The sequence below is a fragment of the Vibrio rubrogenes genome, from assembly GCF_059641415.1.
In genome coordinates, this window is sequence record NZ_JCARSY010000007.1 from 54579 (window position 1) to 79671 (window position 25093).

The 25093-nt window shown below is 44.8% G+C and carries 21 protein-coding genes, 1 pseudogene and 1 riboswitch; of the genes and pseudogenes, 17 read left to right on the forward strand and 5 right to left on the reverse strand.

The window, feature by feature from the left end:
* Positions 1–12: 12 nt before the first annotated feature.
* Positions 13–148, reverse strand: a riboswitch (TPP riboswitch).
* A gap of 40 nt (positions 149–188) precedes the next feature.
* Both AC55NX_RS07200 and mpl read right to left on the reverse strand, forming a co-directional pair.
* Positions 189–812, reverse strand: coding sequence for a flavin prenyltransferase UbiX (locus AC55NX_RS07200; protein ID WP_059119798.1), 624 nt, complete (start codon positions 810–812; stop codon positions 189–191).
* Positions 805–2169 carry a UDP-N-acetylmuramate:L-alanyl-gamma-D-glutamyl-meso-diaminopimelate ligase gene (gene mpl, locus AC55NX_RS07205; protein WP_496995125.1) on the reverse strand — a complete coding sequence of 455 codons (1365 nt, stop codon included), beginning with the start codon at positions 2167–2169 and terminating at the stop codon, positions 805–807. The genes AC55NX_RS07200 and mpl overlap by 8 nt, the downstream gene beginning before the upstream one ends.
* Positions 2170–2473: 304 nt before the next feature.
* Between mpl and fbp the strand changes: the two genes are divergently transcribed.
* The 11 genes from fbp (at position 2474) to AC55NX_RS07260 (ending at position 13879) form a co-directional block, all read left to right on the forward strand.
* The gene (fbp, locus tag AC55NX_RS07210; protein ID WP_059119796.1) at positions 2474–3487 is read left to right on the forward strand and encodes a class 1 fructose-bisphosphatase; all 1014 of its coding nucleotides are present in this window, start codon (positions 2474–2476) and stop codon (positions 3485–3487) included.
* Between the two features lie 136 nt (positions 3488–3623).
* The gene (gene ppa, locus AC55NX_RS07215) at positions 3624–4154 is read left to right on the forward strand and encodes an inorganic diphosphatase (RefSeq protein WP_038179066.1); all 531 of its coding nucleotides are present in this window, start codon (positions 3624–3626) and stop codon (positions 4152–4154) included.
* Between the two features lie 570 nt (positions 4155–4724).
* The gene (locus AC55NX_RS07220) at positions 4725–5417 is read left to right on the forward strand and encodes an iron-containing redox enzyme family protein (protein WP_311846135.1); all 693 of its coding nucleotides are present in this window, start codon (positions 4725–4727) and stop codon (positions 5415–5417) included.
* A 56-nt stretch (positions 5418–5473) separates the two neighbouring features.
* Positions 5474–6613: a pyridoxal phosphate-dependent aminotransferase gene (locus AC55NX_RS07225; RefSeq protein WP_496995126.1), complete on the forward strand. Its 1140-nt coding sequence runs from the start codon at positions 5474–5476 to the stop codon at positions 6611–6613.
* Positions 6606–7664: an FAD-dependent oxidoreductase gene (locus AC55NX_RS07230; RefSeq protein ID WP_496995127.1), complete on the forward strand. Its 1059-nt coding sequence runs from the start codon at positions 6606–6608 to the stop codon at positions 7662–7664. The genes AC55NX_RS07225 and AC55NX_RS07230 overlap by 8 nt, the downstream gene beginning before the upstream one ends.
* Positions 7661–8593 (forward strand): TauD/TfdA dioxygenase family protein, encoded by a 933-nt coding sequence (locus AC55NX_RS07235; protein WP_496995128.1) that lies wholly within the window; start codon positions 7661–7663, stop codon positions 8591–8593. The genes AC55NX_RS07230 and AC55NX_RS07235 overlap by 4 nt, the downstream gene beginning before the upstream one ends.
* Positions 8586–10316, forward strand: a complete 1731-nt coding sequence (locus tag AC55NX_RS07240; RefSeq protein ID WP_496995129.1) for a hypothetical protein — start codon at positions 8586–8588, stop codon at positions 10314–10316. The genes AC55NX_RS07235 and AC55NX_RS07240 overlap by 8 nt, the downstream gene beginning before the upstream one ends.
* Positions 10317–10331: 15 nt before the next feature.
* Positions 10332–11426 (forward strand): oxidoreductase family protein, encoded by a 1095-nt coding sequence (locus AC55NX_RS07245; protein WP_496995130.1) that lies wholly within the window; start codon positions 10332–10334, stop codon positions 11424–11426.
* Positions 11423–12439 (forward strand): ABC transporter ATP-binding protein, encoded by a 1017-nt coding sequence (locus AC55NX_RS07250; protein ID WP_311846141.1) that lies wholly within the window; start codon positions 11423–11425, stop codon positions 12437–12439. Before AC55NX_RS07245 ends, AC55NX_RS07250 begins: the two co-directional genes overlap by 4 nt.
* Before the next feature lie 20 nt (positions 12440–12459).
* The gene (locus AC55NX_RS07255) at positions 12460–13083 is read left to right on the forward strand and encodes an HAD family hydrolase (protein WP_496995131.1); all 624 of its coding nucleotides are present in this window, start codon (positions 12460–12462) and stop codon (positions 13081–13083) included.
* Entirely contained in the window at positions 13049–13879 is an 831-nt protein-coding gene (locus AC55NX_RS07260) for an ABC transporter permease (RefSeq protein WP_496995132.1), read from the forward strand. The genes AC55NX_RS07255 and AC55NX_RS07260 overlap by 35 nt, the downstream gene beginning before the upstream one ends.
* Positions 13880–14042: 163 nt before the next feature.
* Here AC55NX_RS07260 and AC55NX_RS07265 read toward each other — a convergent pair whose 3' ends face one another.
* The 3 genes from AC55NX_RS07265 to tamA form a co-directional block, all read right to left on the reverse strand.
* Positions 14043–14393 carry a gamma-glutamylcyclotransferase family protein gene (locus AC55NX_RS07265; RefSeq protein ID WP_496995133.1) on the reverse strand — a complete coding sequence of 117 codons (351 nt, stop codon included), beginning with the start codon at positions 14391–14393 and terminating at the stop codon, positions 14043–14045.
* 157 nt (positions 14394–14550) lie between these two features.
* Positions 14551–18318 carry an autotransporter assembly complex protein TamB gene (tamB, locus tag AC55NX_RS07270; protein WP_496995134.1) on the reverse strand — a complete coding sequence of 1256 codons (3768 nt, stop codon included), beginning with the start codon at positions 18316–18318 and terminating at the stop codon, positions 14551–14553.
* On the reverse strand, positions 18315–20033 hold the full coding sequence (gene tamA / locus AC55NX_RS07275; RefSeq protein WP_496995202.1) for an autotransporter assembly complex protein TamA: 1719 nt from the start codon (positions 20031–20033) through the stop codon (positions 18315–18317). Before tamA ends, tamB begins: the two co-directional genes overlap by 4 nt.
* Before the next feature lie 451 nt (positions 20034–20484).
* Between tamA and msrA the strand changes: the two genes are divergently transcribed.
* From msrA to AC55NX_RS07305, 6 genes and pseudogenes are all read left to right on the forward strand, one after another.
* Positions 20485–21114, forward strand: coding sequence for a peptide-methionine (S)-S-oxide reductase MsrA (msrA, locus tag AC55NX_RS07280; RefSeq protein ID WP_496995135.1), 630 nt, complete (start codon positions 20485–20487; stop codon positions 21112–21114).
* A gap of 85 nt (positions 21115–21199) precedes the next feature.
* On the forward strand, positions 21200–21514 hold the full coding sequence (locus AC55NX_RS07285) for a DUF2607 family protein (RefSeq protein WP_496995136.1): 315 nt from the start codon (positions 21200–21202) through the stop codon (positions 21512–21514).
* A gap of 161 nt (positions 21515–21675) precedes the next feature.
* Positions 21676–22311, forward strand: a complete 636-nt coding sequence (gene zrgA, locus AC55NX_RS07290) for a zinc uptake protein ZrgA (RefSeq protein ID WP_496995137.1) — start codon at positions 21676–21678, stop codon at positions 22309–22311.
* Between the two features lie 62 nt (positions 22312–22373).
* Positions 22374–23084 (forward strand): ABC transporter ATP-binding protein, encoded by a 711-nt coding sequence (locus AC55NX_RS07295; protein ID WP_496995138.1) that lies wholly within the window; start codon positions 22374–22376, stop codon positions 23082–23084.
* Positions 23085–23086: 2 nt separating this feature from the next.
* Entirely contained in the window at positions 23087–24346 is a 1260-nt protein-coding gene (locus AC55NX_RS07300) for an ABC transporter permease (RefSeq protein WP_496995139.1), read from the forward strand.
* Positions 24347–24438: 92 nt separating this feature from the next.
* Positions 24439–24855 (forward strand): annotated as a pseudogene (locus tag AC55NX_RS07305) (DUF3299 domain-containing protein); the annotation flags it as partial.
* Positions 24856–25093: the final 238 nt, after the last annotated feature.

Here is a 25093-nt window from a genome sequence, read left to right on the forward strand (position 1 = left end):
AGGCCTCAAAAAGGGCAGACCAAACTCAATTCCTACGCCAGCATTATCTGGTTCAGGTCGTTGCGGGTTCCGGGCAATCGCCCAATCTCAGCACCATGACAACATACCGAATCGGTTGTTTGTCATCGAAGCTCCCCGATGAGTGCGGACAATTTTACTGTGAATTGAATCAATGTGCTACTGATGATTCAGTGCTGATATCCCCAGCGCGGCACCACAGTCTGCTCGATCCCTAGATGGTCAAGAATCCGCGCGACCATAAAATCGACTAAATCATCGATCGACTGAGGCTGATGATAAAATCCGGGCGCAGCCGGCATGATGGTCACACCAACCTGCGACAGCTTCAACATGTTTTCTAAATGGATGGTTGAAAACGGTGTTTCCCGTACCACCAGCAGCAGTTGTCCTTTTTCTTTGATCACCACATCAGCAGCGCGCTCAATCAAATTGTCTGACATACCATAGGCAATCGACGCTACACTCCCGGCAGAGCATGGGCAAACCACCATTTGTTTGGGTGCGGATGAACCGGAAGCAACCGGAGAAAACCAATCTTCTTTGCCACAGACAACCAACTGCTCACTCCGGCATTGCAGATGTTCCACCAGCGTCTGATGGGCTTTGTCCGGTGCAGCGGAAAGCTTCAAACCGTGCTCGGTCGCCAGCACCACTCTTGCCGCTGACGAGATCAACAGATATACCTGATAATCCGCGGCCAGCAAATGCTGAAGTAAGCGTAATCCGTAAGGCGCCCCGGAAGCACCGGTCCAAGCTAATGTAATTGTTTTTTCTCGCTGAATATCACTCATGATAACCCCTCTCCAACTGTTGCAGCAGTTTGTCATGAATGCCACCAAAACCACCATTGCTCATCACCAGAATCGAATCCCCGGCATTCGCAACCTGCACCACTTGTTGCACTAACGCATCAATATCATCGGCCGCGTATCCCGGCTGGTGACACTGTGCGACCACATCAGCAACAGGCCATGTCAGTTCTTGCGGCTGGTAAATAAACACCATATCAGCCTGAGCCAAGGCATCTGCCAGCACCTGCTTATGTACACCCATTTTCATCGTTGCCGAGCGTGGTTCCAGTACCGCAAGAATCCGTTGCGAGCCCACTTTTGCACGCAGTCCCGCCAATGTTTGTTGAATGGCTGTCGGATGATGGGCAAAGTCATCATAAACCGTCACGCCACGCACTTCGCCACGCTGTTCCAGACGACGTTTAGTATTAATAAAGTGACCCAACGCTTCACAAGCCATCGCTGGGACGACACCAACATGTCGGGCTGCCGCGACGGCCATGATTGCGTTATGTACATTATGATCACCGATCAAATCCCATGACACAGTGCCAGCTATCTCACCATTGAACAATATTTGGAACGATGATCCATCTTTTGACAATTTTGTTGCATTCCAGTTTGCATTCTCACCGCAAAACTCTTGCTCGCTCCAGCATCCTTGGTCTAAAACATCATTTAAAGCGGGATCATCTTGGGGTGACAGGATACGGCCAATGCCGGGAACCGTTCGGACCAAGTGATGAAATTGTTTCTTAATCGCTGCAAGATCGTCGAAGATATCAGCATGATCGAACTCTAGATTGTTCAGGATCAGGGTGTTCGGATGGTAGTGGACAAACTTAGATCGCTTATCGAAAAAAGCACTGTCATATTCATCGGCTTCAACGACAAAAAAGTCACTTTCACCAAGTCTGGCAGAAATTCCGAAGTTGCCGAGCACACCTCCGACCAGAAAACCGGGCTGATAGCCGCAGTATTCCAGTATCCAACTCAGCATACTGGCTGTGGTGGTTTTCCCATGGGTGCCGGAAACCGCCAGTACCCATCGTTCCCGCAGTAAAAACTCACTCAACCACTGCGGTCCGGACGTATAGGGCAGACGATGATTGAGGACGTACTCAACACAGGGATTACCACGGCTCAGTGCATTACCGATCACCACTAAATCAGGACGAGGATTAAGCTGATTTACGTCAAAACCCTCTATAATTTCAATACCTTGAGATTCCAGCAAAGTGCTCATTGGTGGATAAACATTGGCATCGGAACCGGTAACCCGATGTCCCATCTGGCGCGCCAGCGTCGCGACGCCGCCCATAAATGTGCCACAAATTCCGAGTATATGTATGTGCATGAATCCCTCAGTCCTCTGCTCTGATTTTCGCTCATCTTACTGCCCTTCATTATCATGATTCACACCATAAAAGCGAGCCGGAAATCGATAATCCGACAGAGATTTTACCCTCAGTCTGGCAGGATTCACGATTGTCGGTATCTTGTATGAAAAATGAGATCTGAGTCAGTTACTTTATTACCTTAAATAAGATCTGGATCATAGAATCTTATTTAAAGGGCATCTATCGCCCATTTGCATAATGCCAATTTGCTGTCTTTCAGACTAATGGCAAGTATTCATGATTGCTTTTCAAGGAAATAACATGTCAGAGATGAGAACCTTAGGAGAATTCATTGTTGAAAAACAAACCGATTTTCCTCATGCAAGCGGAGAGCTCTCTTCCCTTCTTGCTTCGATACGTTTGGCAGCAAAGATCGTAAACCGTGAAATCAATAAAGCGGGGCTCGTCGATATTACCGGAGCTGTCGGTACAGAGAACATTCAGGGCGAAGATCAGCAGAAACTCGATGTTTATGCCAATGAGAAGTTTAAAGCAGCGCTTGAGGCCCGAGACCAAGTCTGCGGTGTCGCGAGTGAAGAAGAAGATGAGGCTATCATATTCAATAAAGAATTGAATAAGAATGCCAAGTATGTCGTGTTGATGGATCCGCTTGACGGCTCAACCAATATTGACGTGAATGTGTCGGTCGGAACGATTTTTTCAATTTACCGTCGCGTCTCCCCGATTGGTACCACGCCGACAGCTGAAGATTTTCTGCAACCGGGCAATAAACAGGTCGCAGCCGGATACGTCATTTACGGCTCTTCTACCATGTTGGTGTACACCACAGGTAATGGCGTCAACGGCTTTACTTACGATCCGTCGTTGGGCACATTCTGTCTCTCCCATGAGAATATGATGATCCCGGAAGACGGCCGCATCTATTCGATTAACGAAGGCAACTACATTCGTTTCCCGACCGGGGTGAAAAAATACATTAAACACTGTCAGGAAAACGTGCCGGAAGATAATCGTCCTTATACCTCACGTTATATCGGTTCACTGGTGGCTGATTTTCACCGTAACTTGCTTAAAGGCGGGATCTATCTGTACCCAAGTACACTCAGTCACCCACAGGGTAAACTCCGTCTGCTCTACGAGTGTAATCCTATGGCATTTTTGATGGAGCAAGCCGGTGGTATCGCCACTGATGGTATGAACCGGATTCTTGACCTTGATCCGCAAGAGCTACACCAACGGGTGCCATTTTTTGTCGGTTCAAAAAACATGGTGACCAAGCTTCAGGAATTTCTGGAAGCCCATCAAGACAATTAAGCCTCTCTGTATAAAGCGCCTCCGGGCGCTTTTTCTTATCCCGTCACGTTCAGTGATCAACACTTTTTGCGTTCAACGGTGAAGTGAATAATAATAGGCGCTTCAAAACGTCCGCTAAACAGTAAGGAATACATTCATGAGTTTGAATAACGTACCAGCAGGTAAGTCTCTGCCTGATGATATCTATGTCGTCATTGAAATCCCGGCGAATGCTGATCCAATCAAATATGAAGTAGACAAAGAGTCTGGTGCTGTATTTGTAGACCGCTTCATGTCTACACCAATGTTCTACCCATGTAACTACGGTTATGTAAACAATACGCTCTCTTTAGATGGTGACCCGGTTGACGTACTGGTCCCGACGCCTTATCCACTGGTTCCCGGTGCTGTGATTCGCTGCCGCCCTGTCGGTGTGCTGAAAATGACCGATGAATCAGGTGAAGATGCAAAAGTTGTTGCCGTACCTCACTCAAAACTGACCAAAGAATATGACCATATTCAGGATGTCAACGATCTGCCTGAGCTGCTGAAAGCACAAATCAAACATTTCTTCGAGCGCTACAAAGAGCTTGAGTCAGGAAAATGGGTAAAAGTTGATGGCTGGGAAGATGCAGCATCAGCTCGCGCAGAGATCCAATCCTCTTATGAACGTGCGCAAAACAAATAATGCTGTGATGCACTGGCAGTGAATCATGCGAAAAGTCATCGATCGATATCGGTGACTTTTTTTATGAGCACTTTTTATGGCCAATGACTTACCGCTGTCCGTGTTTCCCCCCTTAAAGATTCATCCTGTCTCTTCAATATCACGGCTATATTGCTGTCTCATCAGGCAAAAATATTAATACTCACAGATTCATAAATCCTATGATTCATATTTTCCCATAGGATTAATATCAGAATTTATAACCAAAAACAGATTATCAAATACGGACAAAAAACCACCACACTCGTAAAACATAGTCTATTTATCTTAGATTAATATTTAAAATAAATATATTCATATGATTTTTAATTTTTTTAAAAATTAATGATTTATATTATTTTTGAACGACAAATAATACTAAACACATTAATAGTATTTGTTTTAAATAGAAATCCTACCATTTAAAAAAAACTCAAAACAGAATCAAAAAAAAACCATTGACTTGCTTTTTTTTTGATGATTAATTAAATGTTACATTTTTGTTTAAGATGTAAAACACACATTAAAATGTCAGTTGCTCTGGAGGAAGATATGAACGAAATAAATAATCAAGGAAAATCAATAATATCAACAATCAAAGAAATGATTGAAGAATCTGGAATCAATCATAATGATTTTTATAAAACTTTTCAGCAGGAACCCTTACCTCTAAATAAAGTAAAAGAAATATTTCAACAATATTATTATTATATCCGAACTTTCCCTCAAATACTATCTGGGCTCGCCCCTCGTGTAGAAGATGAATTAATCCGTTTAAAAATATCCAGAACTGTTGTTTCCGAGCTAGGTGATGGTCATGGCGATCCACATTATATTATGTTTGAGAAATCACTATCCGCGATTGGTGTAACACTCGATGACTATAAGGAAGCTAGCTATATTCCAGAGGCTGAAAGTCTAGTATCGAATCTAGAGCGCCTATTTCTGAAAGAAAGTCCAAATTATGCCATTGGTGCACACTATGTCATTGAAGAATTTGGCTATCCTATGATTGTGAACTTGTATGAAGGGTTCAGACTATATGATAGCTGGGAACATGAAGATTTTAATTATTTCTATCTTCACATTCTCATCGAATGTAATCATGTCGATTGGATTCAAGATGCCCTGATTTCTGCAGCAACCGATGAACAAGCAAAGGATGAATTACTCAGTGGTGCAGCTCAAGTTCTTGAAGTGCTGATGAATTTCTGGAATGGATTAAACCGTCTGGCACACCAATAATCCCCTAAAAGTATATTGAATACTCAATAGAAAAAATACTTTGTTTGGGAGAGCTTATGTTAAATATTAATATTTCCGAAACGATTGAAATATTCCAGAAGATGACAAATATAGCAAAAGAAAACAATGCTATAAACTTATCTCAAGGAATACCAAATAATATATATGACACATTGTGGCAAAATGAAGTTTGCAACCAAACAAAGAATCATTGGCAGTACACACCAATTGATGGGGATTATGAATTTATACAGCAGGTTAGCCTGCTGTATAACAATATTTATGATAAAAACATAACCATTACTTCAGGATGCACAGAAGCACTATTTGCAGCATTATTCTCTTTTAAATCTCAAGGATTTAAACAGATTGTCGTTGCTGAACCATTTTATCCATATTATCGGGGTATGGCTGAAATGGCCGGACTGGTATGGCAAACATCCCCTATGCTCATTGAGCAAGGGAAAATAGCTCTTGATATCGATGATTTAAATGAGAAGCTGAAACTTGGGAAATCTGTATTACTAATTAATTCCCCCCATAATCCCACCGGTCATGTTGTGAGTACAGCAGAATGGTCGCATATAAAAAATATTATTACACTCAATCACGCAGCACTTTTAATTGATGATGTTTATCGTGATTTTTGTTTTAACGATACAACAATTCCTTATCAAGAATTAACAGCACTGAATACGCTTGTTGCAGGTTCAATTTCAAAATCCTTGGCGGGATGCGGTGTCAGATTGGGATGGATCGCCGGAACGCCATCAAGCTTGGCGATAGCCAAAAGTGCTCATAGTCATATGTCCAATTGTCTGCCAGAAATATTGCAACGGGCAGCGAGCAATCTATTAAAAAAATATCATGTTTCTGAAAGCCATCGAGTCAACAAGTGTTATCAGACTCGAAGGGATCACCTGTATCACACACTCCGTATATCCGGATTTGAAGCGTTACGGCCGCAAGGAGGGCATTTCATTATGGCTCGCTGGCTGGAAAATCAAGGTATGAGTGCCACTGAACAGTGCTATGCATTAACCCGGATGATTGGGGTTACCCCTTTACCAATGGATGCCTTCTTCACCGAAAACAAGGAACAATGGCTCAGGTTCTCTTATGCCGTCAGTGACGATGCAATGGAAACCGCCTGTACACGAATCAACACACTATGGAGTCAACGTGACAATGAGTGATTACATCATTATCGGTGGTGGGCCGTCAGCAGCAATCGAAGCAAAGCAATTATCACGGATGGGGAAATCAATCATACTGATTGCTGAACAGTTTGGCGGCATTATGAGAGTCATGGGAGAGCGTCCCTTACAGTCGTATTGCAATGAACTGGAACTCCCCAATAGCCACAGAGCATTGCAAGACTATGTACAGCAATGTACGTTTTCTCCCAAAGCTTGTGAATATATGAAATATATCAATGATTATCTTGATCAATTACCGATCACGAAGGTAACTGGACATGTGGTTTTTATTGAAAAACAAGACAAAAGCTACATCTGTCATGTCAAAGATAGCTCGTCCATTCATCAATATACAGCATCAAACCTTGTCTTAGCCACTGGTGTTAAACCCAAAGATATACAACATGAGTTTTCAGGAATCGGAGCAATCACCTGTATTGACGCCTATCGATTATTCTCTTATCAAAACAGACCGGCATTATTGAATAAAAAAGAAGTTGTCATTATCGGTAGTGGTAATTCAGCGTTCCAACTAGCGGAATCAGCATCCACACTGGGTATGAAAGTCACGATTCTGGCGAAATGTTATTTAGGGATATTTCCGCAAGAAACCGATGATATTTTTGCACTCAGAGCCCCGACCCAAAAAACCATTGAAAGAATTTGGAAAAGCCAAACTGATCATAAAGTGACTCGATTAAATTTTCATATCTATGCTGAGGCAATCCGAGAAAATGATTATATGAAGATCTTGATTCGTCAGAAAGAAAATACGCCACATATTGCCAAACATTGTTATGAACACTTATTCGATACGCCCCTTCAACAGGAAAAAGAATTGTTTTTCAATATCAATGAGACGTTATTTGTTTCATCTATTGGTACTTGCTGTCAGATCCCTGAGAACAACATCTCGAATCTGGATATCAATCCGGATGGTTTCATTGAAAACAATCATGGTCAAACGACAGTTGAAGGCCTATATGTCACAGGAACACTGGCTGGTGCGCGGTCGGTAAACACAATGAATCAAACGAGTTATGCATGATGAAAACTAAACTAATCTATGACCAATTTGCTTGTGAAATATATGATTTAGATTGTCATACCATCACAGCCGATGAAGTCAGTACATTACTCGATTTATTATTTAAATATAAAGTTCTCATTATCAAAAAACAGACAATTGCTGTCGAGCAGTATAAAACATTCATTGAAAAAATGGGAAAACCTATCCATCACGTCCTGCAAAACTTTGCCTTGGATGGACTCCCTGAGATTATCAAAATATCAAACTATATCGATGAAACCGGAGAACAATTCGGGGTACTAGACGGCGGTGCTTACTGGCACAGTGATATGTCTTACACACCGGATTTAGGCATAGCAACATCACTTTATTCGATACAGGTGCCAACTGACGGCGGTGAGACTCATTTCATCAATCTTGTGGATGGTTTAGACAAACTCTATACCAACAAAGCGCTTCTTCACAAAATTGAAGAGCAATGTTCTGCAGAACTTGATGCTATATATGTCAGGCACTTATTCGGGAATCGAAGAAAGCTGACCGATGCAACGTCATCCGAGCAACATTTGTCCGAAGTACAAACACAGATGTTGCAAGAAGTCAGACACAAGCTAGTAGAACAACACCCAGTGACGCAACAGAAAACGCTCTTCGCGATATCCGGAACCTCTTTTTTTATTGATCAGCTCTCAGAACAGCAATCGGTCAAACTCCTTGATGCATTGGAAGACTACGTATTCAGTCATGCCCAGCAGTACCATCACCGATATGAACAAGGAGATATCGTAATTTGGGACAATACAACCACATTACATTCCGGCCACCAAATTCAGCCGACATCTGACTTCAGTCAGTGCCGTTTGCTATACAGAATGAATATCTCATACCACAGCGCTCAAACGTCAGAACCATGTGATTCATTACAGGAGACAGCATACTATGTCTGAACAATCTCATTGCGATACTTATCCTTGCTGTTTTGCCACGCTCGAAGACGGTCAAAATGTACCGTGGGAAGGTTTTTTTACCGGACCACAAGTCATTCGCAAAGATAAACTCAAGCAGCTCGCACAACATCTGCTCTCTTTACCTCCATCAAATGGTAATGATTGTACGTTTGATATGGTTCACGAGCGCGCCAGTCAACTCATCATCCCGTTCATCGCTGATGACAGCGGCCAGCTTCCCCCAAGCCTCATCTTGCACAGTGCGACAAGCACAACAGGAGGATTCGAAGGTGATATTAGTGAAATTCTGTCTGGCGGACACGCCTACGACTGTGCAACGTATCTAGAAACACGAGCCACAATTATCGCCACAGATGGTGATTTCGTGTTAGGAAGAACATCGCCATGGTTGGATGCCTGTCGCTTTTTAGCGTTTAAAAAACGAGGTATCACAGCACTGGACATCGGTTATCGTGATTATTACTACCTGTCTCAGGCATTACTCGTTGCAGCAAGTGCTTACAAAGACGGCGCGACGATCCCCTTTCTTGATACACTGATCGCTTGGTACAAGTCAAATCCAATGCCCCTTGTCCGGGTTTATACCATTGATATCGAAATGCAGATTTTTCTCTGCTGGCTGGCTGACGAAGTCGATGTCGATACTATCGTCGTTGATTCCAATAGCGCCGAGGTTGCGACTCGCTGGAATCAAAAAGGTCCTTTATATCCATGGGTTGATTGGTCAGATAACCTACCATTCCATCATACAACTGCGCTTGAGTGGTATGCGGATGAACAAATGGGCTCCGAAGTATATCAGAAATTAGGAATCAAGCTGCCCACCCTTCCCGGATACCGTATTGCAAATAGTAACGTTCAAGCATCGTCATTTCTGGAACAACTGACCAAAGCTGTGGAGCTTTTACATACTCGGCACGGTATCCAAACGGTCTGCCTGAAACCATCGAATGCGGGGGATGGCGCTCGTATTACAACAAACATCGCGGTACAAGATACGGAAGCACTTAAAAAACTTGCAGCGACGGCATGTCGCTATGAAGACGACTACTTACTCGAACCTCACTTTTACTACAAACGGCTCAATACTGCGGAAGGATCCTTTAAAATTGCTTTATCCGCCCATATTCGCTACGGGCATGTACTGCCGTCGGTGACGTTACAAACCATGATTGGTAATGTCTGGGTCGGGAATATCCTGATTCCCAAAGAGCATGCGCATGTGATCGGGCTGTCAGAGCTGCAATACGATAAGATCCTGAATACGATGGAACGCATTGTTCAGGCTTTCAATGGCGCACTGGTCACTGGTGGCGTCGATTTTGCTATCGGAACAACAGACAGTGTTCTGGAGCATGATGACAACATGCTTATCTTACAAGATCCCAATCTGTCGTCACATGGCGCAGAGTACCTCCGGGCTTTTTGTGATCAACATGAAGCTCGTATCCGTGATGGATATATTGCAGGCACTCGCGTTTTAAAACCCACAGCTCAGTGCACTTATGACACTCTGGGTCAATCGTTGCAGGACTTTGCTGATAACACAGGAACCGAGGTATACATTATTGCGGTGGTTCCCGGTCGCTGGGCAATGATTGCCTGCTTCGGTCATTCACCTCAAACAGTCATTGAGTCCCTTTCTCAGTGTGAAACCTGGCTTAGCCAGGCAAAACTCTCCACTCAATCAGTGATCGAGTAAACGGAGGTCAGTGTAATGAAATCGGTTCATCAGGAATCAATCGTGAGTGACTTAGCGATAACACATTACACACAGCAATGTGTTACTCAATTAAGGGACGCTCTAAGTCTTGGAGAAAGAGCGCGTGTCAACATCGCGCTTTTATCGAGAGAGCCGACATCGTTATGTTTTCGAGCCACACTGGAAACGGCCTCTCCAGAAAACTCATCTCCATTCTTTATCAAAATACCGATTGAGATAAATGAAATTTCAATCCGAAATTTCCAAAAAGAGATCGAGTTCTATCACCATATCTCTGAGATGTGCACGACGGCCGAACAAACAACTCGCCATGTTTTACCACGGTTTATTGACGGATGTGCATCCGCTACAAAATGTCTGTTGATATTAGAAGACTTAAGTCAGACCCATCAGCCAATCAATCGATACACGCTACCGACTAATAGCCAGATAGAGCGCATGATACATTGTCTGGCCACCATTCACAGTGAGTGGTGGGGTAGCCATCATCACGTCACATCTCTGCCTTCGGAGGTGCAACGGACGTATATTTTAACTGACTTCATGCGGGGAGCCGATACTTATTTCCATGATTTCGTTTTAAACAGTCAGTTCCACTTGTCTGGCAAACACATTCAGCATTTTAAACGACTATTTGAACGACTACCGGAACGATTGCAACAACGACTATTTTCTGAACAACATGGAAATCATCATCACTTAACATTGATTCATTCCGATCCTCATCCGGGAAACTTTCTCCTTCATCAGGAAACAGCATCATTAAAGCTCATTGACTGGCAAGACTGGAAAATTTCTTTTTCAGCACACGATTTAGTTCACCTCGTTATTTCTAGTATCGATATCTCCAAATATGTTTTTCATGACATTGATTTATTAAATATCTATATGAATGCCTTATCACAACATATTAAGCATCACTTCAGCTTTGAACAGCTTCTATATGATTATCGGCTAGGTATTCTACGATCCTTATGTGTTCCTATCCGCCATTGGAAAATCAATTTACCGGCGCATCTTTGGATGCCGCAATTAACCCATAGTTTAGCTGCATGTGACCGACTCAACTGTTGGGAACTACTGGCATGACGAATCGGGCTTCATCAACCGGAACAGGGAGTGTTATGTGTAATCCTTCAGACAAACAGACCGTTCACTCAACTCACGCTCTGAGAATCCGTGGGCTGAGTAAAACCTATACAATTGCTAAAAATAAAAAAATCGAAGCGCTGAAAGATATCAACCTGGAAGTAAACCCCGGTGAAATTATCGGCCTGTTAGGACGAAATGGTGCAGGGAAAAGTACATTCATCAATATCATTTCAGGTCTGGTGCTCAAAGATAAAGGTGAAGTGAATATTTTTGGTCACGATTTAGAGAAAGAGACGCTTCAATTCAGAAAATCAATCGGCATTGTTCCGCAAGAGCTGGCCGTAGACCCTTTGTTTACACCTTTTGAAATCGTCGATTTTCAGGCTGGGTTATATGGTGTGCCGAAAAAAGAACATCGAACAGAAGCATTATTAACGGCTCTGGGGCTGAAAGACAAAATGCATGTCCCATCCCGCTCTTTATCCGGCGGGATGAAAAGACGCGTCATGATTGCAAAAGCATTAGTTCACCGCCCACCGATCATTATTCTCGATGAGCCGACAGCCGGGGTCGATATCGAACTCAGACGCAGCCTTTGGGAGTACATTGTCGAGCTTAATCGCACTCAGGGCACAACCGTCATCCTAACGACACACTACTTTCAGGAAGCAGAAGAAGTCTGTGATAAAATCGCGATCATCAATCAAGGTCAGTTGATCAAATATGATGCCACTCAATCTATTATGCACACCACTGGCAACCAGAAGCTCGATATCAAATTGGCGCTCCCGCTAGAAACTCCCCCTGAATTTCCTGAAGAAATTCAGGTAAACATAGTCAGTCCGCATGAATTGTCTCTACTTTACAATGAAACAACAACATCCATGAACCGCTTATTCAAAATGCTCATTAACAGCGGGATGAATATACAGTCGATCGATCACACAACAATTTCACTGGAAACTGCCTTTGAGAACCTAACCCAAACGCCCTCAGTTTTTGAGCGCTGAACCGATCAGAGGAATTGTTTATGAAAAAGAAAATTTTCATCGATTTAGGCAATGTTCTTTGTTATTTCAATCATGCCCAGCGGCTGGAAAATATGTCCAATGCCTTCCAGATAGAAGCAAAAACCTTACATGAGATGTTTTGGGAATCCGGATTTGATCACCATGGTGATCAAGGCCGGTATTCACTCGACGAAATGTGTCATTTTATTCGCCGACAAACTGGGTCCACACTCGGCAATATGGCAATAGCAGAACTATGGACCAGTGCCTTTACTCTCAATACAGAAATAACAGAAATCATCCAAACTCTGGCTAAACCATGTGACCGAATATTACTGACTGACAATTCACCGCTGGTTGAGTCAGGCATCTCTACAATATTTCCAGCCATTGATGCATATATTGATGAACGATTGTTTTCCTACCATTTTCATGATCAAAAAATAAATCTCTCGATGTTTCAAAAAATCATCAGGCGATATCGATGTTCCCCGTCCATGATGTTACTCATTGATGATAATCCATCGGTTTTATCCGTTGCCGAAGCCAGTGGTATGAATACGATTCATTACACAAAGCTCACGAATCATACTGAACTGAAATACATGCTTGAGCGATTTATTACGCGACCATCATTCACTTAATTCTAGATTCTATCAGGTAAATCTTATGATACTTCCTAACATTATCAGCTTCTATTCTTTAATCAATAAAGAGTTAATCCGATTTTGTAAAGTCCCGCTTCAGACGATTATAGCACCAGCTACTGTCATTCTGGTTCTTTATACAATTGTATCGATTGTTTTTAATCAGTCTTCATCAAATAAAGACCAATTATCTTATTCTTTATTTCTGGTTTCAGGTCTTATATCTATGGCAGCAGCTCAAAACGCATTCGATAATAATATTTCTTCAATTGTTACAGCTAAAATTCAGGGAACATTCATCGATGTACTCATGGCACCAATTCTTGCCTATGAACTGGTATTAGCCTTTATCGTTGCAGGTATAATAAGAGGATTTGCTGTCTGTATTGTTTCTTTACTGTTTATGATGATGCTGACGCCAATCACAATATCATCACTGAGTCTATTATTTATCTATCTTTTTCTGGGCACATTCTTTTTCTCAGCATTAGGGTTTATCGGAGGGATATTGGCTCAAACCTATGATCATAGCAAAGCCATGACAAACTTCTTCATCATCCCGTTAATTTACCTGTCCTGTACTTTCTACTCCATCAACAGCATTCCGGTTTATATGCATAATCTGATAGAGGTGAATCCATTTTTTTATTATGTTGATGGAATGCGTAAAGCATTTATTGGTGATAGTGAAACATCATTGCTTACCGGTATTTCATTTCTATTGGCGATGAATTTAATTCTCTTGATAATTTCCGTCAAAATAGTCAAATCCGGTTATAAATTAAAATCATAATCAGGTGCAACGTTGTACAGTAAGCACTGTTCACAATTTTGTTGATTGCCATCTCCTCTATTTATCAAAAGATGGCAATTTATTCAGAGATGACAACCATTATTCAGAGATGACAATCACCGAATGACAAGCTCAAGTGAGCTAACATGCTCAAACCCCGCCATTACACACGCTGACACCAGTCTCCGGATGCGATCGCCTGCGTTAACTTGGATACATCCTGATAAAAATAGATCCAAGCCATGCCAAAGGGCGTTTCAATACGCTCCCGGCGGTATTCAACGGGCACATCTTCCAGCTCATCAAGGCGGGATAATGTCTTATCATCAACGACATAGATTTCACCCATAACCGACTGATGTCCTTCAATCAATCCCGGATAAGGTCCGAGATCATACAGGGTGAATTCCGGTGGCGTTTCGTAATATCCCAGCATCGGGCTTTCTCCCAAATACCAGTGATTATCTTCGCCATCACGCAACGTACCGTAGACAAACACTAAATGTTGCTGCATAAACACTCCTTGTTTATTCTCTCATCACGTTCAGCGTCAGACTTCATGCTTTCACCGCGACATTTGTAACCATAGACGCTCTCGCGATAGAAATCATGCGACATTACAATCTTTCACTATCAAGTCTGGAGGATAACCTCACACCATCCCTCAGGCCTTAGTCAAACTCGAACTGATACAAGATATTCATGGTACTCGTCAACCCGGAGATCGCTTCTATATACAAGTCACTCATCAGGCGATAACGCACCGTAAATTCACCGACAGAGTTAAAAATACCAACCCCATATTTCACTTGCAACCCCGGTAAAATATAACCACTGACCGTAACCTGAGACTGATCTCCCGAGCCGGATGTATCTAACTGTAGATCCTGTACACCGAATGCCTGACCGATCTCTCCGACCAGTTTTCCGCTCTGGGCAAGGCTCAAACCGATGAGGCTCGTTGTCAATGCACCATTATTCGACTCCGCATCGAGGTTTTGTCCGCGAATTAAGTAAGAAAGCGCATTTGCTTGCGCCATGGCCGGCTCTGAAAAAGCCGACACGGACGGATTGTCTGCCGGTCCGTTGACTTTGATCCCGGCGGTGACATTATCGGCAATATTATCCGGGTTACGAATCGCGGTAATCGATACATAAGGCTGACTGATCGGCCCGTTTAAAATGACTTTTCCTTGTTGAATGACCAGATCTTGTCCCAGCGAACGATAAGTCCCGTTCAGAATATTGACTTCTCCGGTCATAAATGGCGTATTGTCTCGCTGTGAAATCTTCAATTCGCCTTGCAGCTTTCCATCCAATCCGAAGGCTGACAACCGAACACCTGAGCCTATCTTCACCGTCACTTTACTTTCCAAAATAAACGGTAGTGATTGCGTCTGTTTGATCGGTTGAGCGTCTTGAAGAATAACCTGATCAGGAGATACCTGAACCGCGCTGTCGGGCAGTTTATCCACGGTAATCTTCCCTTCGGGTAACTCAACCGATCCTTCAACTCTCGCGACTTTCGGTGTTAATGTCAGCGTCATATCAGGGATCGCTTTCAACTGTACATAAGGTGGAAAATCGATATCGACCCCGTCAGCATATAATCGGGAATGAACCGCCCAGTCATCCAGTCTCGTCCAGTCGGCATCTCCCTGAAGATGTAGCTCCCCTTCCGGAGTCTGTACCAATGCAGCAAGTTGAGCCTGATAGCCCTCAAACTGAATATCAATATTCCCCTGATGAATATCGACCGGTGTAACCAGCCCCTGCAACCGAATTTGACTGACGCTCAGTTTTCCGGTGACCTGAGGATGTAACAGAGCGCCATGGACTTTCAGGTGTCCGTCTGCAATGGCTTTGAATTCACTGTAATCGCCTAACAGGGATTGCATCAGGCTCAGATCCAATCGATGAATATCGATGTTTGCCGCCACCTCTCTTTGTTGCTGCTTGATATCTGGAATCTTCACCGCGAAGTCAAGCGCACCATGTTCCGCAAGATCGATCTGACCGCTGGCCGCAAGATGATTGTCTTTGAGATCCATTTGAAATTTCATTTTCTGCCACGCGACGACCAATGATTTCATCGTGATCTGCTGCTGTAACTGGCCTTGTTCAACGAGCACCGTTAATTGTGCTTTCGGGGGCAGTTGTTGATCTTTCCCTTGTTGCCACATCAGAAATGCTTTGGCATCGACGTGTCCTTTTAATGTTGTTTTTTCCGGTAACAGAGAGACCAGACGTGCCAGATCAAGTTGATGCAGAGACAAATCCAGTTGACCGGATGACGGGCTGATCGTGATATCGTGGTCGAGACACAATGAGGAAGATTGCTCCTGCCAACAATGCGCCTGAACATTCAATTGTTGTGTTGGGGGAAGCAAATCGATTCGGACAGGTGACTGTAGCGTCAGTTGATGTTCTTCCCGCGATAGCGTGGCACGTGCCAGTGTCCCTTGCCAGCGATGAAACTCACGATCAGTCGATCCGGAAACGTCAAGCTGTACACGCCCTTCCGAGGTGTCAGCATCCAGACTGAGCACATGTTGTGATAAATCCCCGCGCCCGCTTAACATGACGGTTTTCAGAATATATTGCTGATAACGTCCCTGCTTTAAATTCAGCATGACATCACCACGCCCCTGCATCAAATCGCTGATTTTGCCCTGCAAAGATATCTGGCTGGCTTGAATTTGATCTTGCCACTGAAGCTGCGTTCCGGTCAGAGCGACCTCCGCCTCAGGATGAAGGAAATCTCCCCGCAAACGGATGTCACCTTGAATATTGCCTTTTCCGCCCGGGAGACTTTTCGCTAAATCAGGGACAGAGATATGGACATTCATATCCCAACGTTGGTCAAAAGTCCCCTCGACCCGAAGCTGATTTTTACCATGAGAGAGGACCAGTGCCGGGGTCATGGCTTGGATCTGATTCCCCTCCGTTTCACCGGAGACGGTCAATGGCCCTGACACATACAGTGGGTATTGTTGCAACTGCCCGTTCAGTTCAAGCCGGGTCACATCGAGTTGCCATTTCTGACTGGACACAGAAGCCTTAAAGTCAATCTGCCCATCCAATTTTCCCGACACCTCAGGCCACTGAGCCTGAGGTTGTATCTGCCGGAATGATAACTGCGAACCGACCGTGAACGCTTTTCGCCACTCAAACTGACTTTGCCCCGTAATCACCCCATTGAGTGTATGAATTTGTAATGCTGAAAGCTCGAGCTGAGTGAGAGTCCCCTGACCGGAAATATCAACCTGAGTCGCGGGGATCTCTTTCCCGTGAACCAACCCTTGTAAGGCAAGCTGATATTGATCGAGTTTTCCTTCCAGACTGACATGTCCAAGATCCAGCTGATACTGTGCATCACCGGAAAGAGGCCACTGTCCGGCAAGGTTATCCACTGTGATATCGAAAGGAAAACCGGCAGTCAGCGGTTCAAGCTGTGCAGCAATACTTCCCCGAACCCGTTCACCCAACGTCGCTGAGAGCTGCATTTTTGCCAGACTGCCATGTACTTCGGCAGTCACACGCTGTCCCGCGATTTCCGGCAAATGCAGTACTGAATTCAGGTGGATATCCAGTGGATAACCTCCGGATAACGTGATATTCCCGTGACCATCGGCTTTAACTTCTGGTGTTGTCACCTCTAAATGTTCGATGCGAATCCGGTGTTGGTATGCCTGTGCGGATAACCGGAGCGTTTCAATCTGACGGTCACTTTCACTGCGAATATGCATGTCCGTCAACTGGAACTGATTCAAACGGATATCTATCGGAATCCATATTTCCGGCAGTGTTATCGCCGGATATGAAAAACTATCCAGCGACGCAGTTGCCGTCTGTTGTGTTTCCGGTGACGATTCAACATCGATCTTCGTCTGCTGTAATGCTACGTTATCCAGCTTCAGACGACTTCGATACCACGATAGTCCGCCGCTTAACGTCTGCCACTGAAGCCGTACTTGCGGTAAGACCAACGTAACATCTTCAAGAGAAAAATGCGTGACAGAAAGCGGAATCGGCAGACTGATCAGTGGCTTGGGTAACAAAGCCTCTTTATCCGGCTCAGAAGACGGGTCGGTTTCCGGGACGGAAACCTGCACATGGCGCAGCGTCAAGGAATCAAGACACAATGCCGGCTGAAACAGACAGCGACTCCGTACTGACAATCCGACATGTTCCAATTGCAGCTTCAATTGCGTCTGTGAATCTTGGTATGCCACATCATACAAATCCAGTTTCCCAGCTAAAATCCCTTCCGCCCGGTGAACCTGTAAACCGGGGACAAACCGCTCAGCCCCCATGACTGCCAGATGTAACCCTGCCGGTGTGTAAAGCAAGAACCCCGTCAACGCAATCAGTAATGCCAGCAGTAACACGATAGCAATGATCACCCATTGGCTGGTACGCAACGCAAACCGAATCATAAGTCCGGCCCCAATGTGAAGTGAATATGAAATTCATCGCCCGGAGTTGCATCCAGCCCCCAGGCGAAATCAAGACGAACCGGCCCTATCGGAGAAACCCACCGCACGCCGACACCGGTCCCTCTTTTCCAGTTCGGTGTCGAATTGAACGCATCACCATAATCGTAAAACAGGGCTGTCCACCAGTTACCATAGATATTGTATTGATACTCCAGTGATGCCGTCGCAAGATATTTGCCCCCGCTCAGCGCGCCTTCGCCATCTCGCGGTGAGATCGACTCATACGAATAACCGCGAATACTGTTATCGCCCCCGGCAAAAAATCTCAGTGACGGCGAAACCTGATTGAAATCATCGACCAAATTGGCCCCGCCATCCAAACGAAATAATCCGCGGTGGTGCTCATTATAAGTCCGTATCCACGACGTGCCCGCTTGAATTCTCAAAATATCGGTTTCTGAGTACAAATTCTTATTACCGTATTCTAACGTCAGCGTTTCTTTATCACCCCAAGTAAGCAAGCGCTTACCACGAATCCGAGTCCGGGAAAATGTAATCCCCGGCAGAACAAATTGCCCAATGTCATCCAGCGTGCCCAACTCATAATTCTCAACAAGATAACGTGTAAATAACGTCCGGTGCCAACCATTCGACAACCGCCAATGTCGTTCAACCGAGAGGTTGGATTCGATACTTTTCGTATCCAGTTTATCAACCCGTTTCAGACCGTATTGCAGTTCGTAATACTGATTCAACACATCTTCCAACGGTATTTTATAACTCGCTGTCACAAGTTGTTCCGGATTTGACAGTGAGAAACTACTGCTGAAACTGTGCCCCTCATTGTTGATCCAAGGCTTATTCCACTTCAGCAACACCTTCGGCCCGACGTCTGTCGAATAACCGGCACCCGTTTCAATCTGATTTTGCTTGGCAGGCGTCAAGGTCACATGCATCGGTAAATCTTGCTGGGTATCCAACAGACTCAAATCCGGTTCGACCAAAACCGAAGAAAACCAATCAGTACTTGCGAGACGCTGATTAAACTCACCGACTTTAGACACCAGATATGGGTCTCCAGGCCGGTAAGTCTGTAGTGAAGCAACCCGCTCCGGGTCAATATGGCTGCCCACCATCGTGGTCTTGCCAAAACGATAGCGGAGCCCACTATCAAAATGCAAAACCACCCGGGCCAGATTGTCATCTTCTAAAATTTCCAGACGGTTCTTGGTAAACTTCGCGTTAAAGTAGCCGCGCTCTAACGCCAGACTTTGTAGCCTGGATTTCAGTTGTCCATAATCGGCATGATTGAGAATCTCACCTTTTTTCAGCTGACTTGATTGCACGACGCGCTGAAAATACTCATCTTGACGGGCGTCTCCAAAGAGCTGTATATCGACAGAATCGATCCGTGTCGGCGGGCCGGGATCCACATGGACAGTAATTTTGGCGTCTGCTTGACTGAATGAAAAATGAATGGCCGGGTGGTAGTAGCCAAGCGCCTGTAAGGCCTGTGATATATTTTCTTCGACACGGGCCTGAAAACGTAAACTCGGGGCATAGTCATTAGGAGAGATAGACGACAGATACGCTTCGACATTGTCATACAAATCACCGTCCAGCCCATCAATGGAAAGGGCTATCTGACGCTCTGCAGACACAGCAGAGAAACACAGTCCAAACAGTAACCCGAAAAGCGTAAAATATTGTCTCATACAACCGTTGTATAATGTCACAGGATAAAGCGTCAAAAACGGTATCTTAACCGTAGATAAGTCATTCGTCTGTATGCGCAGCGTAAATTTTGTCGTTTCAAACACTTTGTTATTTCATCCATTTGTCATTTCAGACACCATTTGTTTCAATTCAGCGCTCCGACCACGATAATTGTTCACTGTTATCCAGTAGATATGCGGAATCTATCACCCTAAAATACATATACATCCGATAGAATTTCCCCGCTAAAATAGGGCCCATCTCTTGTCATTTGGAAGCCAGTTAACAGTTTTCACTCAACTGAGTACAACATCGTCATGTTCTACTCGTTTTAACCGCAGGAAAACAACAACCGGGTTCGCGCCTTATCAAAAATGCACTACATTTATACACTCGGTAGCCTCAAGGTTCAGCATTCATATTTCACCTGAAGAAGAGAAAGGTAAACTCATGTCAGACAAACAACAGATGGTTACAGAAGAAACCGCTCTGAAAGGTCGTTTTACACCACTTGAAATTGAAGACAGTCATTTTGTCAATCACTCCCGCCTCACGGCTGAACCAGAAAAAGGTCAGCAGAAAATATTGATTGGGATGGGATGCTTCTGGGGTGCGGAAAGACTGTTCTGGCAACTTCCCGGCGTCATTTCTACATCGGTCGGTTACTCAGGCGGCTATACACCGAATCCAACCTATGAAGAAGTATGTACCGGTCAAACCGGCCATGCCGAAGTCGTGCGGGTAATTTATCAGCCACAACAAATTTCGCTGGAAACGCTGCTGGGTTATTTCTGGGAAAATCACGATCCAACCCAAGGCATGCGCCAAGGCAATGATCTTGGCACACAGTACCGTTCAGCCATCTATGTTTATCATGATAAACAGCGCTTAATCGCAGAACATTCGCGACAAACCTATCAAAAATTATTGAATAGTGAGGGCAAGGGGCAAATCACCACGGAGATCCTCTCTGCCGGGCCTTATTATTTTGCGGAAAGTTACCACCAGCAATATCTGGCAAAAAATCCGAGTGGTTATTGCGGGCTTGCAGGAACAGGCGTTTGCTTCACGCCACTTTGAGCAATTGCTGACCTTTATACGAATAACACTTGCACCCGCGGTTAATTGTTATAATATAACATTTTTCATTCATTGCGGATGTCCCATGTTGGCTGCCAGTAAAACGATTCGTCCACCAATGACTCGTCTCCCCAAAAAGATGGTTGCTCTTGCTGCCATCTTTTTGATGCTCTGGCTCAGCGCGGCTTACATTATTCATCAAGCTGACACATTGGCGATGCATCATCAGCAGCATGACTGTCAGTTATTTGCCGGGATTCATCATGCCATTCAATCTTCTGCGCCGATTCTGCCAGTCATCGCGTCTCACGGATATAGCGAGCCGACGTCTGAAATCATCAGAATAAGCCTACCGTTTTTAGCTTATTTTGCGCGCTCCCCTCCGCTAGTCGTTCAGTAAACCTCAATTCGGGACATTTTCCCCTGTGTGATATATCAGGCAGGTTTCGCTGTGTCGCGATTACAAATCAAGTGATCTGTGTATTCAATCGGACACCGGCCCAAACCGAGGTTTTCATCATGAATTTTATTTAAATCATCTTAACGACGGAGTTTTTTTTCATGTTAAAAATATATAACCTTGCACTCATTGCAGGGCTCATGGTAGCGGTATCCGCGCAAGCCGAAGAGGGTTTTCGTCAGCACGAAGCGCATGTTCACGGTGTTGTCGAAATGAATATTGCTCAGGATGCTGATGCATTGTTGGTTGAAATCACAACTCCGGGGATGGATGTCGTCGGTTTTGAGCATCCGCCACAAACCGATCAGGAGCATCAAGCGCTCAATCAAGCAATGGCACTTCTGGAACAAGCCGATAACCTCATTACCATCAATGCAGAGGCTGGCTGTACACTTGAACATAGTAATGTTCGCCAGACCGCCCACCACCATGACGATGAACACGAGCATCACGACCATGATGAAGCAACCCATGAAAGTGGACACCATCATGACCACGATGAAGATGCTGACGATGAAGAACATCATCATGATGGCGATGAGCACGAACATAGCACGCATACAGCCTTCTCAATTCAATATACATATACCTGTCGGGACAGCGGAAAGTTAGATCATCTCTCTACCCAGTGGTTTAGCCATTTCCCACGCTCACATGAAATTCATACCAATGTCTTTACGGATCGTCAGCAGACCGCCATTAAGCTGAACCCGGACCAGACCAAGGTATCTTTATAACATCAAACTTCACGTAGCGGCAGGGCATTCAAATGTCCTGCCTTCTCAGAGGATTTCGAGTAATGAAGGATTCACAACCATCTGGATCAGAATACGTCATCGAGCTCCGTAATGTGCAATTTCGGTGGACTGCCGATGCACCACCTACGATTGATATTGAGCATCTGACCGTCAGTGCCGGTGAACATCTATTCATCAAAGGGCCAAGTGGCTGTGGGAAGTCAACCCTGCTTGCCCTCCTGACAGGGATCAATACTTGTCAGTCAGGTTCACTTTCCGTCTTAGGTCATGAATTATCTGATTTGCCATCCAGACAGCGCGATCGCTTCCGCGCGGATCATATTGGTTATATATTTCAACAATTTAATCTGTTGCCGTATCTATCGGTTATCGATAATGTTGTGCTTCCCTGCCACTTTTCAGCACGGCGTCGTGAAAATATTACCGGTACCTTGCGAGACAAAGCCCATCAATTGCTGACCGGATTAAAACTTCCGGAACATTTGCTCAACCAGCCGGTGGTGGAACTCAGTATCGGGCAACAACAGCGTGTTGCTGCCGCGCGGGCGTTGATTGGTTCACCGAAGCTGCTCATTGCTGACGAACCGACTTCAGCGCTGGATTACGATAACCGCAGCGCATTTATTCAGCTCCTGATGGAAGAAGCCGATCAAGTCAATGCCACACTGGTCTTTGTCAGCCACGATCCAACTCTGGAGTCCATGTTTAACCGCAGTATCAGTCTGCCGCAACTGAACCGGGTAGGACACTAAACATGAAAATCATTATGAATCTGGCTTGGAAGAGTGTCCTCAATCGTAAAACAACGGCACTCTTAACGATTTTAACAGTAGCTATTTCGGTCATTCTGCTCATGGGGGTAGAACGGATCCGAACGCAGGCAAAAAGTAGTTTTGCCAATACGATTTCCGGCACCGATCTGATCGTCGGCGGACGGTCGGGCCAAGTCAATCTGCTCCTTTATTCCGTCTTTCGGATCGGCAATGCAACCAACAATATTGACTGGAAAAGTTTTCAGGAATTCAGCCATCATCGGGCGGTGAAATGGGCGATCCCGATTTCACTGGGTGATTCTCATAAAGGCTTTCGGGTCATGGGAACCAACCTTGATTACTTTAAATTCTATCAATACGGACATAAGCAACACCTGAGTTTTCAGGCCGGTCAACCGTTCCACGGGCTATTCGATACAGTCATCGGTGCCGATGTCGCCAAAAAACTCAACTATCATATCGGTAGCAAAATTATTATTGCACATGGGATTAGCGACGTCGGATTCAGCCGCCACGATCATCTTCCCTTTACCGTCACAGGAATTCTTGCCCCGACAGGAACGCCGGTGGATCGAACGGTTCACGTGTCTCTGGCAGCAATAGAAGCGATTCATGTCGGTTGGGAGTCCGGGGCTCATATTGGTGAAACACCGGATGCAACCATTCTGGAAAAACGACATTTTCAACCCACTCAAATTACAGCAATGTATCTGGGCTTAAAATCTCGTATTCAGACATTCGCATTGCAGCGAGAGATCAACGAATATCGTAAAGAACCCTTAAGTGCAATTCTCCCGGGTGTTGCATTACAAGAATTATGGGGCATGATGTCGGTGGCAGAGCAAGCGTTAATGGCAGTTTCGGTTTTTGTGGTCATTGCCGGCCTGATGGGGATGCTCAGCAGCCTGTTAACCAGTTTGCAAGAAAGGCGACGCGAGATGGCGATTCTCCGCGCTATGGGAGCACAGCCCAAACATGTCTTTGCTTTATTGATCAGTGAAGCCAGTACCTTAACCTTTGCCGGTATTCTTGTTGGCGTGGCGGGTTTATATGGCCTAATGTCAATTGTCGCACCGCTGATTCACTCGCAATACGGTATCATGATAACAGTCGATCGTTTGAGCTATCATGAGTGGCAATTACTGGGTTACGTACAACTCGCAGGGATCCTGATTGGGGTCGTACCCGCATTACGCGCTTACCGACAGTCACTCAGCGATGGTATGACAATAAGAATATAGGAAATTTAATGAAAAATGCGTTTTCATCGGTCGTGCTTCTGTTCATGACCCTATGCTCTGTTTCAGTCTGGGGTGCACAGCAACCTCAGACGCTTGATTGGATGGATCTCATTCCGAAGAAAGAACGTCATCAGTTCGATCAGCAAGGAATGCCGACAGTGGATCATAACGGTAATGCGCCAGCCCAACAGAGTCATATCGGTGCTGTCAGGCCAGAACTCGATGGGAAGTTTGTCAAAATTCCCGGCTTTGTCATCCCGCTTGAAGGGGACGATCAAACCATTACTGAGTTTCTGCTGGTACCTTATTTCGGGGCTTGCATCCATGTGCCGCCACCACCACCCAATCAGATTATCTATGTGAAATTCCCTCAGGGCGCACCCGTTCAGGAGCTATGGGATGTGATTTATGTCGTGGGCAAACTAAAAGCAGAGCCTGTCAGTAGTGACGTTGCAGATGCCGGATATAAGATCGAAGGGAGTCGTATTGAACCTTACGATGATCAGTAAGGACAACGTTTATACGACAAGATAGCTTGAGAGATAGCCGAGTAAAGCAAAATAAAGAATAAATATTACGGTGATAGACAAAGCCTTTTTCACTGGAATCATCAATGTTCAAATTATAAGTAGTAACAATTTTAACAAAATATTAGCATCTTGAGTAGCGGAATTTGATCGATTCGGCTAGATGTCTCTCGCATTCCGCGTTAAATTGTTACTATTGCTCTCAATTGTCAGTCGGTAT

Bases quoted from the DNA above. Each gene is read 5' to 3' on its own strand.
- AC55NX_RS07200 (WP_059119798.1), bottom strand. From the start codon at position 812: ATGAGTGATATTCAGCGAGAAAAAACAATTACATTAGCTTGGACCGGT.
- mpl (WP_496995125.1), bottom strand. From the start codon at position 2,169: ATGCACATACATATACTCGGAATTTGTGGCACATTTATGGGCGGCGTC.
- fbp (WP_059119796.1), top strand. From the start codon at position 2,474: ATGTCAGAGATGAGAACCTTAGGAGAATTCATTGTTGAAAAACAAACC.
- ppa (WP_038179066.1), top strand. From the start codon at position 3,624: ATGAGTTTGAATAACGTACCAGCAGGTAAGTCTCTGCCTGATGATATC.
- AC55NX_RS07220 (WP_311846135.1), top strand. From the start codon at position 4,725: ATGAACGAAATAAATAATCAAGGAAAATCAATAATATCAACAATCAAA.
- AC55NX_RS07225 (WP_496995126.1), top strand. From the start codon at position 5,474: ATGTTAAATATTAATATTTCCGAAACGATTGAAATATTCCAGAAGATG.
- AC55NX_RS07230 (WP_496995127.1), top strand. From the start codon at position 6,606: ATGAGTGATTACATCATTATCGGTGGTGGGCCGTCAGCAGCAATCGAA.
- AC55NX_RS07235 (WP_496995128.1), top strand. From the start codon at position 7,661: ATGATGAAAACTAAACTAATCTATGACCAATTTGCTTGTGAAATATAT.
- AC55NX_RS07240 (WP_496995129.1), top strand. From the start codon at position 8,586: ATGTCTGAACAATCTCATTGCGATACTTATCCTTGCTGTTTTGCCACG.
- AC55NX_RS07245 (WP_496995130.1), top strand. From the start codon at position 10,332: ATGAAATCGGTTCATCAGGAATCAATCGTGAGTGACTTAGCGATAACA.
- AC55NX_RS07250 (WP_311846141.1), top strand. From the start codon at position 11,423: ATGACGAATCGGGCTTCATCAACCGGAACAGGGAGTGTTATGTGTAAT.
- AC55NX_RS07255 (WP_496995131.1), top strand. From the start codon at position 12,460: ATGAAAAAGAAAATTTTCATCGATTTAGGCAATGTTCTTTGTTATTTC.
- AC55NX_RS07265 (WP_496995133.1), bottom strand. From the start codon at position 14,393: ATGCAGCAACATTTAGTGTTTGTCTACGGTACGTTGCGTGATGGCGAA.
- tamB (WP_496995134.1), bottom strand. From the start codon at position 18,318: ATGATTCGGTTTGCGTTGCGTACCAGCCAATGGGTGATCATTGCTATC.
- tamA (WP_496995202.1), bottom strand. From the start codon at position 20,033: ATGAGACAATATTTTACGCTTTTCGGGTTACTGTTTGGACTGTGTTTC.
- msrA (WP_496995135.1), top strand. From the start codon at position 20,485: ATGTCAGACAAACAACAGATGGTTACAGAAGAAACCGCTCTGAAAGGT.
- AC55NX_RS07285 (WP_496995136.1), top strand. From the start codon at position 21,200: ATGTTGGCTGCCAGTAAAACGATTCGTCCACCAATGACTCGTCTCCCC.
- zrgA (WP_496995137.1), top strand. From the start codon at position 21,676: ATGTTAAAAATATATAACCTTGCACTCATTGCAGGGCTCATGGTAGCG.
- AC55NX_RS07295 (WP_496995138.1), top strand. From the start codon at position 22,374: ATGAAGGATTCACAACCATCTGGATCAGAATACGTCATCGAGCTCCGT.
- AC55NX_RS07300 (WP_496995139.1), top strand. From the start codon at position 23,087: ATGAAAATCATTATGAATCTGGCTTGGAAGAGTGTCCTCAATCGTAAA.